This is a genomic window from Endozoicomonas arenosclerae (assembly GCF_001562015.1).
Lineage (GTDB): Bacteria > Pseudomonadota > Gammaproteobacteria > Pseudomonadales > Endozoicomonadaceae > Endozoicomonas_A > Endozoicomonas_A arenosclerae.
On sequence record NZ_LASA01000116.1, the window covers coordinates 1 to 13336 of the forward strand.

Annotated in this window: 10 protein-coding genes; 7 read left to right on the top strand and 3 right to left on the bottom strand. The window is 49.8% G+C overall.

All coding sequences use genetic code 11. The features are described 5' to 3' along the window. The first annotated feature begins 134 nt into the window (after positions 1-134). Positions 135-512 carry a hypothetical protein gene (locus tag WG89_RS31250; RefSeq protein WP_172806855.1) on the top strand — a complete coding sequence of 126 codons (378 nt, stop codon included), beginning with the start codon at positions 135-137 and terminating at the stop codon, positions 510-512. A gap of 9 nt (positions 513-521) precedes the next feature. On the opposite strand, the gene WG89_RS18175 is transcribed toward WG89_RS31250, so the two are convergent. The 3 genes from WG89_RS18175 to WG89_RS18185 all read right to left on the bottom strand — a co-directional run bounded on the left by WG89_RS18175 (position 522) and on the right by WG89_RS18185 (position 5692). After that, complete coding sequence (locus WG89_RS18175; protein WP_062268553.1) at positions 522-2144, bottom strand: NAD+ synthase; 1623 nt, start codon at positions 2142-2144, stop codon at positions 522-524. Between the two features lie 72 nt (positions 2145-2216). Next, complete coding sequence (locus tag WG89_RS18180; RefSeq protein ID WP_153301672.1) at positions 2217-3365, bottom strand: hypothetical protein; 1149 nt, start codon at positions 3363-3365, stop codon at positions 2217-2219. A gap of 239 nt (positions 3366-3604) precedes the next feature. Next, positions 3605-5692 carry an EAL domain-containing protein gene (locus WG89_RS18185; RefSeq protein ID WP_172806856.1) on the bottom strand — a complete coding sequence of 696 codons (2088 nt, stop codon included), beginning with the start codon at positions 5690-5692 and terminating at the stop codon, positions 3605-3607. Positions 5693-5916: 224 nt separating this feature from the next. Here WG89_RS18185 and WG89_RS18195 point away from each other — a divergent pair, with 224 nt between their 5' ends. From WG89_RS18195 to WG89_RS18220, 6 genes are read left to right on the top strand one after another with little or no spacing between them, the layout of a single operon-like run. Beyond that, positions 5917-6465, top strand: coding sequence for a GspH/FimT family pseudopilin (locus WG89_RS18195; protein WP_062268557.1), 549 nt, complete (start codon positions 5917-5919; stop codon positions 6463-6465). Further along, a complete protein-coding gene (pilV, locus tag WG89_RS18200; RefSeq protein ID WP_079253911.1) occupies positions 6462-6947 on the top strand; it encodes a type IV pilus modification protein PilV in 486 nt (161 codons plus the stop codon). The genes WG89_RS18195 and pilV overlap by 4 nt, the downstream gene beginning before the upstream one ends. 3 nt (positions 6948-6950) lie before the next feature. After that, complete coding sequence (locus WG89_RS18205) at positions 6951-8012, top strand: PilW family protein (RefSeq protein WP_062268559.1); 1062 nt, start codon at positions 6951-6953, stop codon at positions 8010-8012. A gap of 2 nt (positions 8013-8014) precedes the next feature. After that, positions 8015-8575 carry a pilus assembly PilX family protein gene (locus WG89_RS18210; RefSeq protein WP_062268560.1) on the top strand — a complete coding sequence of 187 codons (561 nt, stop codon included), beginning with the start codon at positions 8015-8017 and terminating at the stop codon, positions 8573-8575. A gap of 28 nt (positions 8576-8603) precedes the next feature. Further along, the gene (locus WG89_RS18215) at positions 8604-9452 is read left to right on the top strand and encodes a hypothetical protein (protein WP_062268561.1); all 849 of its coding nucleotides are present in this window, start codon (positions 8604-8606) and stop codon (positions 9450-9452) included. Further along, on the top strand, positions 9418-13335 hold the full coding sequence (locus WG89_RS18220; protein WP_062268562.1) for a pilus assembly protein: 3918 nt from the start codon (positions 9418-9420) through the stop codon (positions 13333-13335). Before WG89_RS18215 ends, WG89_RS18220 begins: the two co-directional genes overlap by 35 nt. The last annotated feature ends 1 nt before the right edge of the window (position 13336 follow it).

A 13336-nucleotide genomic window follows, 5' to 3' on the forward strand; every position in this document is an offset into this window, starting at 1 on the left:
CTCAGGGAACGGTATTTGAAGTGGCTGAGGGTTAGCTCAATCCAACGGTAACATTCGTCCTTGGAGTCCCAGCCGGGCTCCAGACAGTCTGCTTGTGAAAGGAGGCTTCTTACATCCTCCAGGGTTTTGATGAAATGGGTGTTCATGATGATTTTCATATCCTCATCATGAACGACAGTGCTGAAGTCGGCTCATTTCATGTTAGAAACCAGCCCCTTCTTCAGGCTCATTTCATATTGGAAGAGACTTTTCTAAGCAAGGAGCAGGTTGAAATGCTAATATCCAGACTGGTTCTGGAATCAAAACTTATGCTGGAAGACGTTCCTATTAGGCCTGTTTGCCAAGAACTAGCAGTACTGGGTATCGATCAATACCGACAATTGAACCTTATGGGGAAGTATAAGATTCTTTACCGCTATGATGAAGATATCCAGACTGCCTATATCATTGCTTTCATGCGCCAAAAGCAAAGTGCAGAAAAGCTCCTTGTAGACCTCTCCCTGAATATATAATTTATTTCATTAAATTCCCGGACGCCAGCCATTGGTAATCGGGTACCGGCGATCACGTCCAAAGCCACGAGGCGTGATTCTAACGCCGACCACTGCCTGGCGACGCTTGAACTCATTAACATCGATCAGGCGCAAGACACGGTAAACCGTATCCCGGTCAAAACCGGATTCGATAATCGCCTCTGCACTTTTATCTTCCTCCACATACATTTCGATGATTCGGTCCAGCTCATCGTAGGGAGGCAGGCTATCTTCATCCACCTGATCCGGTGCCAGCTCAGCGGAGGGCGGGCGATCAATCACTCGCTGAGGAATCACGTATCCGAGGGTGTTGCGATACTCAGACAGAGCAAACACCAAAGTCTTGGGTACGTCTTTCAGGGCATTGTAACCACCGCACATATCGCCATAGAGTGTGGCATAACCCACAGCCATTTCACTCTTGTTACCCGTGGTCAGTACCATGTAGCCTTTCTTGTTGGAAATGGCCATTAGCATGACACCACGACAACGGGACTGGAGATTTTCTTCCGTGGTGTCTTTTTGAGTGTTTTCGAACTGGGCACTCAGGGTTCCCATGAATGCATCGAACATCGGCTCAATGGGCATCACTGAGTAATCAACACCAAGAATATCAGCCTCTTCCTGTGCATCTTCCAGGCTCATGTTGGAGGTATAACGGAAAGGCATCATAACCGCCTGTACACGCTCAGCCCCCAGGGCATCGGTTGCAATGGCCAGTGTCAGGGCAGAATCTATACCGCCTGACAAACCCAGCACTACACCTTTGAAGCCGTTCTTATTCACGTAGTCACGAACACCGGTGACCAGAGCTTTATACACTCGCTCATGCAAACCGGGCAGTTCAGCAATATCTTCCTGAACAAACGTTTTTTCCTGCTGGTCAAAGCGGGTCAGATAAAGCCCTTCACAGAAATAATCCGACTGCACCGCTACCTGACCATTGCCGTTCATAGCGAAGGAGCCACCGTCGAATACCAGTTCATCCTGACCTCCAGACAGGTTGACATAGAGTACCGGCAGTCCACTCTCCTGACAGCGACTGCGAACGGTTTCGTATCGAATGTTCTGTTTATCTTTATGGAAAGGCGAAGCATTGAGACTCAGAATCAGATCCGCCCCAGCGTCCCTGGCCTGTTGAGCAGGCTCTGGATACCAGAGATCTTCACAAACGGTCAGTGCCAGCTTGACCCCCTTGCATTCAAAAACACAAGCTTGACGGCCGGGTACAAAATAACGCTTCTCATCAAATACCTGATAATTAGGCAGGTATTGCTTGGCGTAACGGGCGATCACCTGTCCATCTCTGATGACCACTGCCTGATTTTCCAGACCGTGAGCCCCTATGGCAGGCAGACCCATCACCAGATCAATACCTTTCACCGCACTGAGTTTGCTGAGGGCCTGCTCTATTCTCAGTACCATGCTGGGTCTGAGCAACAGATCTTCGGGCGGGTACCCGCAGAGCGTCAGTTCAGGAAAAACCACCATATCGGCCTGATGCTGGTCGCGAGCCGCTTCTGCTGACTCGATCACCTGGGTGGTATTGCCGTCGATGTCGCCCACCTTGAGGTTAAGCTGGGCCATGACGATATTGAGCTTTGCTGACATTGAAAAGCCTGATGTCTGTATCTTCAATCCGAGAGCCGGCTATTCTCAACGATGTTGCAGCCAGAGTAAAACTCAAAGTTCGTCATGTTCCTCAGGCACCTGTGTCAACCAGCGCAAAAATCGCCATAATTGCCGGGCATACGCTCTGGATTGTTGTGTATGCCAAGTGAATCTAGGTGAAAGATCGTAAGGTGTACTCCATACAGCAACCTGACCGAGCAACATAGCAAGCGCAGTGGGAATGCCATTATTCAAAGGACTTCCGAAAATAATCTGATTCACTGCGCTCCCCAAATAGAGACCGACTACCGTGCCAACAAGCAATCGACTACCAAATATTATTGCTTCACCAGCGGGAGATATTTCAGTAGGCGGATTGAAGGCAAATTGAAGGGATTGTGTGCTGACTGGTTGAGGCTGCTGCACTGGCAGAGGGGGCATATACTCAGGCTCAGAGGGAGGCTGATAATTGCCTAATGTAAACGAGAACAGATTGCTCAGTATTTTCTGAAGTTGATTCTGGTTTTGAGTCGTCACGGTCAGATTGTTATTCAAGACCAGAAGAAACTGCCCGCTGCCCAAATTTTGAGCTATGAGTATACCATTATGAGGAACGTCGAAAGACAGTTGCTGCCCAGCTGTCATACCTTCCAACTGAAGCTGCAGCGCTGTACTGGCCAGCTGACCCGGTGTTGAGGCAATCAATGGTGTAGGGTTGGTCATCAATGCCTCAATATCCTCAACAGGAAATGACGTATTCCCCATCCCCTCAAATATCAGGTTCATGAGCTTTGCCAATGTTTGCTCATCGACTTGAAGCCCCAGCCTGTTGATGAGCCAGAATTTAAACAGCAACCAGAGTTTTACTGCCCTGTCCAAAGGGCTGGCATTCTCAAACTGAGAGCCTGTGGCCAGAATTTGAAAATGAATACCCGCCAGCTGAAGAGCTTGTAATACCAATTCCTCTGTAAGCTCAACGTCATTGAGCTCAGATTCCATGGACAAAAGAATGGCTTCAATCGCTGGCAAGGTAACGGTCGGCTGCCAAAGTGAATCATCAACGCCTTCAGAAAGGCTCTGTACCTGAATATTCGTGCTTTCCTGCATGGATCGTACAAGTTTCTGAACTCTTTCTGAATAACGTTGAGAGTTTGTAGAAGAAGTGCCTGAAAGATGGACAACATGATTGGCTGGATCCTGCTGCCCCAGAACAGAAATCACCTCAGCTGCAGAAACTGAAAGGGGTTCGTGATGGTTGCTGCATTGAACGCCCTGACCTGAGAGAACAAATGTATCCGAATTACATGTTGAACAGATCAAGTAATAAAAGGGAGAGGCGGAACAAGCCCTCCAAAAAAACAATAGACACAACAGCCAGAAGAGCCTTCCCATAACGTACTACCCTGATCAGAAATCATTTTTATGGGAAGAGGTATAGCAGTGATTTCAGAATTGTCTTTCTAGAACTCACTTTCAAAATCGAAATCCATACGCTCAGAAGGTTCCTGAAGGAAATCCCCCTGGATAAAATCAACCCCGGTATGCCAGAGCGGAGCCATTTCAACGGCACTCTGTACCTGTGGCACAACCACCTTCTGTCCTTCTTCAGACAGGGCCATAATCATTTCCTTTAACTCTTCACCCTGGCTCTCGGAGGTGAGATCCTTGGTAAAAGAAGGATCAACCTTGACATAATCCAGCTCCAGTGGAGCGATGGTTTCCATCGGGTTAAGGCTACAGCCAAACTCGCTGACACCCGTACAGTAGCCAAGCTCTTTAACCGATTTGAAGAAAGCTGGCGCCTGTTTGTTAAAGCGGACGATGTTCTGTTCACTGATTTCTATGACCACTGAGGAGGGAGGGATACCCGCTGCTTTCAATGCCACCCCCATCCAGGGCAGGAATTCCTTTTCTAGAATCGCGTTACCCCCGAGGTGCATAAACAAACGAATGCGATCCTTGCTGCGGGTGCTTTCCATTAATTCCTTGCCCGCCTCAATAATTTGCCAGCGATCTACTTTGCTCCAAAGGGCATTTTTATCCAGCTTGTTACGGAAGTTGATCGAGTCATGCTCCCGGCCTCTGACATCCACCATATGCAGTTGCACTTCAAAGTGCTTTTCAGCAGATCCCTTGAGGCTGACAACAGGTTGATACATCAACTTAAAATCATCGTTCTTGAGCGCCTGACTGACCATGCCTGCGAGATGTTTCTCAACGGAGCTGACACTGTTGACCTTACGTTTCTGATAAAAGCTGAGCTTCCCCCCTCCCTGCTTCTGTGACAAGGTAGCGGCATGCCGGGCACGCACAAGCTGGGTTTTCAGATCACTGCTGGTATCCGTCAACATCACCCCACCCAGACTCACCTTTACAGGCAGTTCATTCTTGCCAACCATCACAGATTCAGCAGTGACTTCCTTCAAAAGCTGTTCGGAAAGCGTCTGCACTGTTTTTTCATCACCGGCTTTCACCAGAACCATGACACAGTCACCGCTCCAGCTGGCGGCTTTGTGTTCGATAAGACCCAGTCCAAGACGAGTGCTGACTTCCTTATGGTAAGGCTGGCTAACTCTCTTGCCTCCTTTCGCATGCAGGGCTCTCAGAGAATCGAGAGTAATGCAGACTAAAGCGAACTTGTCTTTACCTGCAACAACCCTTTGCATGGCAACATCCAGCTGCTCCTTGAAGGCTTCCCGATCATAAAGGTGAGTTTCACTGTCCGGACGAGCCACTTCCACTTCTTCCTGCTCAATCTCCGGAGCATCTTCTGTCTCCTGGGGCCTCACCAGTAAGCTCAGTGTATAGCGACCATCAAAAGAGGTAGGACTGACCATCGCCCTGACAGACACTTCACCTTCAGCCGCCAGCAGTGGGCACTGGATAGCTGCCAGCGCCTGACCACTGTCTTCAATACTGGCGAGAAAGTCTCCGACCTCCCTTCGATCTTTTTCAGCCACCAGATCGGTAAATGACTTGCCCGCCAGACTTGTGCCTTCATCCAACCCCACCAGCTCATTGAAAGCCGGATTGGAGTATTTCACCTGACCTTCACTGATGTAGATGATGGCATCGACCTGATCATCCAATAGATTTCGTCTTTGTTTTTCAGACTCATTCAGGGCTACGCTCATTCGACGATAATGCCGTCGAGTGTTGAGGTCTTCTACTTCACGATCTGAGGTCAGTAGCAGTAACTCGTCATTATCCAAAGCTATAACACTTCTTACTCCCAGCTTGAATAGTTCCAGATGCTCATCTTCGGGATGCTCTGACAGCACAATGGAAGGAATGTCCCTGCCCTGTTGATCCACACGATCGAGAACCAGATTGATGGTGAGGCCTTCAGGCAACTCTACAGAAGAGATAATCATCAAATCCCACTTCTGGTTTCCGGACAAGGCTTCTTCGAGACTTTCCATTGAAGTAATGTGATGTGCCCGGGTCGGATATCCCGCATCACGATAGACATTGAGCAGAGCTTCAGCCTCCTCGGAGGAAGCATCAACAATCAGAAGGCGTAGGGTATCCCTGTTTTCCTGCTCCATGGACATTGACCTGATTCAGCGAGAGTTTAAGGGTTATCTCCCCCTTATAACTGCCGTTGTCGTGAAATCATTAGGGCATGTTGGCAACCCGTCAATTTCCCGTCCTGCTTTTCAGTGTTCATGGGAATTCGTTATTTATTACACAGCATCTCTGACCCTTGACCGGATTCATAAAATCGACTTCTAGACTTATCGGATAAGCGCTAAAAAACCGGTCGGTCGCCATGGAGCTGTCAAACAGCCTTGAGCCAACAAATGTAAAAGGATTTTCTTTGATTGAGCTGATGATCACACTGCTGATTGCAGCGATCATTATTGCCATGGGTCTGCCACAGCTGCGTGACATGTCTAACACTATCCGCTTTGCCAATATCCAGCAAAACCTGATTTCCAACTTACTCTATGCGCGCAGTGAAGCCGTTAAGAATGGCAGCAATACCCTTGTCTGTGGATCCTCCGACGGGGTTACCTGCTCGGCTATTCCAAGCAACTGGAGTCAAGGCTGGATCATTTTCACCGATGAAAATAATAATGGCCTTTATGATGGTGATACTGTGGATACCCCGAGGCGCATCCAGACAATCGATTCCATAGCTTCTATCACCTGGAGTAATGTTACACCCGTGGTCTTCGAAGGGGATGGAACCGTTAACAACACCAGCTCCGGTACTTTTCTGATTTGTGATGGGCAGGCGACTTCTTCTATTTCCAGGGGAGTTACCATTAACCTTTCTGGCCGGGTGCGATCCACTGATGCGGTGACCTGCCCATGAGTTCTGGCTCTTTGTCCTCAAGACGCTCTGAGTCTGGAATGACTCTGGTCGAAATCCTGATAACCGTTGTTATTCTGGCTTCAGGATTACTTGGCATGGCAGCACTGCAAACTCGCAGTATCAGTTACAACAGCATTGCCTATCTGAACTCTCTATCCAATATCATTGCTTACGACATGCTCGACAGAATCAAAGCCAACCCTGTTTATGCCGTAGACGGCCCGGGATACTCCGCCAGTGTCGGTAATGTACCCACAACTTATCCTGATGATTGTGACACCGCTGATTGCACACCTTCAGAACTCGCCCGGTACGACATTGAGCAATGGAAGTTTATTCTGGATGCCCAATTGCCCAATGCCGACGGCTCCATTGTCAGAACAGACACGCCTGAAGGAAGGAACTACACAATCACCGTCTTTTTTGATGACAGTAAAGGCCAGCAGCCCCGCCGTCAGGTGATTCTCAGGAGTACTATGTAGCCTATGAAAGGAATCACTATCTACCGATTTTATCAGAAGGGTCTCAGCCTGATCGAGCTGATGATCTCCATGCTTCTGGGTATCTTTATTATTTCTTCTGTAACCCAGGTTTTTCTGAGCAGTAATGATTCCAACCGCTTGAACTTTCAACTGGGCCTGATGCAGGAAGCTGCCAGAATCGCCATGAGCTCCATGTCCAATGACGTTCGCATGGCAGGATACACAGGCTGTATCGACGAATCTTCTATTGGCAATGCCCTGCTTCAGAACAACGCCTCCAACGAATGGCTGACCGCTGAACAACCTCTGCAGGGAATGGATCTTTCTGACACCCAGTCAAAGATGGATGCACTGGCCACTTCCGAAAGCCTGTTGATCTTCAAGCTGGATCCAGACAATGTGTTTGCTGTAACCAACCATGACACAGCGACAGGCACACTGACTCTCGACAGCAACGTTGGCTCAACCCTGTCGAGCGGAGATGCCGCAGCCCTAACCCGCCAGGATTGCTCTCAGGTAGCCCTGATCGCCCTGAGTTCGATCAGTGGCAATACTGTAACCCATACCACCAGTGGCAGCGGCGACTTCAGAAACTGTGTAACCCAGCTCAAAGGAGCTTTTCGTTGTTATGACAGCTCATCGCCTACCGGAGCACTTTCTTTCAATCCTGGCTATCTGAAGCCGGTCTCTTCTGTAGGGTATTTTGTCAAACTGGATAACGGCCTGCCCACCCTGTTCAGAAAAGAAGCAGGCACTGCCAATGCCTTGCCTGTGGTGGACGGTGTTGAAGACATTCGAATTCATTATGGGCTGGATACGGATAATGACGGTGTTGCCAATCGCTATATCAGTGCCGGAGACCGCAGCTTCCGCCATGCGGACTGGCTTCAGACAACGTCTATTCGAATACATCTTCTGACTCGAAGTGAATCAGAAGTTTTGCCTGTTCCGGCTCCAGCTGCACCACCCAGAACCTACCTTTTTGATGGCACACAGGTCACCCAGACAGATCGGTTTCTGAGACGGGAATATGTAATGACTATGGCATTGAGAAACAAGGGATAACCATGAGCCGAATCAGGAAACATCATGATGAAGACGGCACAGCACTGCTTTACACCATGATCTTTCTAACCCTCATGGTAATGGCAGCCCTGACTGCGGTTCAGTTCTCCAGTCTTGAACAACGCATGTCTGCCAGTTACAGGACACACCAGGCTGCATTTATTGCTGCAGAAACAGCCCTGCTGGAAGCTGAACGTTGCGTAAAAGGCCAAAACAGTTGCAATGACATTACCAACTTTGCCAGTGACTGTGGCAATGGCCTCTGCTTTAACGGCACTGACAGCACCAGCATTGTCAGCTGTCGAGCCGGAAATGCCCGCCCCTGGGACAATGCATCACTCTGGACAGATACCAATAAAACCATTGCCGCCACTACCCTGCCAGCAGGGACATCCGCCCGCTATATTGTCGAATTTCTCTGTTACATTCCCAGAGCTCTGTTCGGCGTTACCCCCAACCCCGCTAATCCTTCCGACTGGTCAAGGCTTTACCGTGTAACGGTGCTCGCTTCGGTCGATAACCTCAATAGTCAGGTCATGTTGCAGTCCACCTACAAAAGGTGAGCAAAAACCGCTGAAAAAGGATTTCACAGTGATCTTGTTTAAACCGTCTGCTGGCTCAGGGCGCTTTTCTCTGTCTGAAGTACTGCAATTTTGTTTTTTCTGGTTGCTGACGTCCACAGCACCCTACGCTTCTGCAGCATCCTCGGACTACTCAGCAATACCCAGTCAAGGCACAACCAGCTCCCCTCCTCTGGTTTTGTTCGCCTTATCCTTTGATCATGAGCTGTTCAAAAAGGCATACAGCGACCATACCGATATCGACGGTGACGGTGTCATGGACATCACCTACACCGACACCATTGATTATTACGGGTATTTTGAATCGGACTGGTGTTACACCTATACCAGCAGTCGCTTTCAGCCTTCTGTCAGAGCCACGGGGACAAACGGTCACAGCTGTACCACTTCAGGAGCACCCTGGAGCGGTAACTTTTTGAACTGGGGCACCATGAGCCGGATCGACCTGATCCGCAAGGTGCTCTATGGCGGTATGAGAATCACTGACTCCACTACTCTCACCACGCTTGAAAGGGCTGAAATTCCCTTCGACTTCCATGCCTTCAGCAAAATCTATACAGGTTCAGACGTTGAAGACTTTACCCCTTACAGTTCATCCAGCATCACGCTCTGCAATCTGAATCAGAGCCAGAGTGGTGCGCCTTTAATGAGAGCGAAAGGCACTAATGATCCTAACTGGGCAGGGTTGAGCCGCGTGCGCTGTCAGGGTGCTTCTGATGCGGATTATATCGTCAGAGTGGTTGTCTGCCATTCAGGATCTACCGATTCCAGTTGCCAGACTTATGGCAGCTCCAGTAAGCCGGTCGGATTGATTCAAACCTATCATGGTGGATTTTGGGCTGATTACCGGCAGCTATGAAGGCAATACCCGCGGTGGTGTGATTCGAAAAAACATCTCGTCAGCCAGCGATGAAGTGAACCAGAATACCGGGCAGTTTATTAACAACTCTGGCATTGTTGCCACCGTCGATAATTTCAGAGTATCGGAGTACAGCTACAGCAGCAGCCGATACAATTGCAGTGGCGGCAGTCCTGTAGGGTGTAAAGACTGGGGCAATCCCATGTCGGAAATCTATCTGGAAGCCCTTCGTTACTTCTCTGGTGAATCCAGCCCTTCCTCGGACTATACCGTCGGCACTGATCTCGGGTTACCCAAACCAGGATGGCAGGATCCTTTCAACGCGACCAATCGGTGTGCCAACTGTGCCATCATTCTTTTATCCACAGGCCAGAACTCCTACGATGGCGATAATTACAGCAACATCAGCGATGTCCTCTCCTCCGGCGTTGCACAACTCAACCAGCTGACCAATAACATCGGAAATATTGAACCGGGCCTGACATTTCCCGGCTCTTTTATCGTAGGCAGTAACGGTGGTGGCGGAATCCGGCAATGTGAACCCAGAAATCTGAATGGGCTGTCAGATGCCAGAGGGGTCTGCCCTGAAGTTCCGGAATATGAAGGCAGCTATTATGTGGCCGGTCTTGCTCACTATGCCCGGACCCACGACCTGAGATCCAGCCTTGATGGCAGTCAGAGTGTTACAACCTATGCTGTAGAGCTGGCTCAGACTGTTCCGTCACTGTCATTCGGTGTTCCAGATGGCCTTGGCAACCGTAATATCGTTTCTGTCACACCCATCTGCCAGACCATTGGCTTTAGTAGGGGCTTTAACGAAGATCACTACCGCCCCTGCCGTTATCTGGACCAGAGAATAGAAAACTTTACGGTGGATGGTTCAGGCCTGTTAAACAGCATTACCTTCCGCATAGGCTGGGCGGATGAAACCTTTGGCGGGGATGGAGATACTGACTCCCAGGCCACCTATACCATAACAACCTCAACCAATAATCTGCGTGTGCGCCTTCATAACCCAGCGTTCAATGGTGCCAACAGTTTCAGATATGGCTACTCCATTTCGGGAGTTCAGAACTTTAACGGCATGGTTCTGGATGCAGAATACAATTCCGAATACGACCGAACCCGTCGTACAAACCTGAGCTTTGATGATGGTGACAGTGAATCTGCCTTGCTGATCCGAACTTGTGTTGACCGCAGCTGGACCGGTTCGTATTGTCTTGGTCACAGTGGTACATCGGTAACGCCTACCGATGTCACTAAAAACTTTACCCCAACCAGCACTCTTACCAATCGTCTGCCCAAACCTTTGCTGCTGGCAGCCAAATACGGTGGTTTCACCGACCTGGATAATGACCAAACCCCCAATCACGATGCCAATGGCGACAACATTCCAGACGACGATGACAAGGAATGGGACAACCGAAACAATCTGACTGGCTCCCTGGGAGCAGACGGCATTCCAGACAATTACTTCTTCCCGAACAATCCGGCTCTATTGGAGAAACAGCTGGGTCAGATTCTGAAAGACATCGCCAGTCGTATTTCCTCAGGAGCCAGCGCTGCTCTGGTTTCCAACAGTGCCAGCGGCGTAGGCTCTGCCATTCAGGGTCTGTTCCGCCCTAAAGTCACCGTTAATGACATTGAAATCAGTTGGGCCGGACTGGTTCACAGTCTGTTTGTCGACGCCAAGGGACACTTCAGGGAAGACACCAATGCCAACCGGACATTGGATGATTACACCACAGACCGGGTGGTCACCCTGTTTTTTGACCCCACCAGTAATTCCACCGTCATTCAGCGTTACACCTCTTCTGATGATGGAGATACATTGACGCTTGATGGCAGTACCGTTGACCTGACTGAACTGAACCCTGTCTGGGATGCCCGGGAGCGTCTGATGGAAGTCAGCAACATCACCAGTCAGAGAAGCTACAACGCACAGTCTGATACCGGACGGCATATTCTGACCTGGCTGGATATAAACAATAACGGCCGTGTCGATTCAGGAGAAGAGCAACCCTTTGTCTCATCGACTTTCACCGGAGCTAACAGTGGCTACCTGGGCGTGAACTCATCGGAAACTGACAAGCTGGTGAAATACATTCGGGGGGAGGATCAGACTGGTTACCGTTCCCGCTCGGTGGATTACGACAATGACGGGGATCTTGAAGTCTGGCGCCTGGGAGACATCATTCATTCCAACCCTATTTCCGTTTCCAAACCGGAAGGCTATTACTCTGACAGCAAGCCATTCAACAGCAACGACACGACCTTCATAGAGTTCCAGAACCATTACGAAAACCGAAGGCAAGTGGTGTATGTGGGTGCCAATGACGGGATGATTCATGCCTTTAATGCCGGCTTCTGGAACGACAGCAACCAGCGCTTTGATCTGAACCGGTCAGCAGAATCTCAACACCCATTGGGTGGAGAACTCTGGGCGTATACTCCCATGAATTTATTGCCTCATCTGCGCTGGTTATCCGAGGCGGACTATCCCCATGTCTATTACATGGACGGGGAACCCCTGATATTCGATGCCAACATTTTTACTCCCGACACTGATCACCCTAAAGGCTGGGGCACAGTGATGGTTATGGGCATGCGTTTGGGAGGTGGGCCGATTGATGTTTCTGTGGGTGGAGGCACCCGAACCATGCGCTCCGCCTATGTCATGCTGGATATCACCAATCCGGAAAAACCACCCACGCTGCTGGCTGAAATCACCCACCCTGAGTTGGGCTTTACCACCGGCCGACCGGTGGTCATTCAACGACGCCAGCCGAATGCTTCGGGAGACTTTAACTTCCCTACAGAAAACAACTGGTACCTGGCTTTTGGCTCTGGTCCTACAGGCACAGGCCTCAGTGGTATTCGACAAGCACTGGACAATGCGACCAGTGACCAGAATATGAAAGTGTTTGTCTATGACCTCCAGAATAAAAACTTTCTCAGCGCCTTTGACCCCATGGATAGCGGAATAGCCACTGCCTATGCCGGCAATATGGCAACCGTAGACTGGGATCAGGATTATTATGACGATGCCATTTACTTTGGCAGTGTTGAAACCTCGGGTACATTAAGTGGTGAACTACTGAGGATTAACCTTGAAGATCCTCAGGCGTCTAACTGGACTTTGGGAACATTAACTCGCCCTCAACGGCCAATTACGGCCCGACCCAATGCTGTCACCAACAGTGATAATGAACGTTGGGTGTTTGTAGGTACCGGCCGGGAGTTGACCCAGGATGACAGTCGCAGCACTCAGCAGGAATATTTCTTTGGTGTCAAAGAACCTACACTCAGTGGCGTATTCTCATTTGGTACTGTCCCTTTCAGCAGCTTGATTGATACCAGTGACATTCAGGTCGAAGCGGATGGCGACCTGATACCAGGCTTCTCAGTGGGCGGCACAACGGTGAATAACTTTGAGTCGCTGTGCAGTGCCCTGACTTCTGAAGCGGGCTGGAAAAACCGACTGATTTACGATAGAACCGACCCCAGTGGAAAAAGTGTCAGCTCTCCGGCTAACGCTTTCGCCCTGTTGTTGTTCACAGAGTATCAGCCACCCGCCGATCAATGTCTGGTGGATGACACCAGTTTTCTGAATGCCCTGCACTACCAGACAGGTACGGCTATTCCCGCCAGTATCCAGAAAGTGCTCACACCGGATGATTTTACTGAAGACACCGTCTCCAATAAGAAAATCAGTCTGGGCGCAGGCCTGGCCCCTGCTCCGGTCATCCACCAGGGCAGTGACGGCAAGACCAGTATTATAATTCAGGGAGGAGCCGGTAATATTTCCAACACAGATCTGGAATACACCCTGACGGACGACGGCCGACAACCCTGGCGACAGATATTTAATATTCCCAGGTAAA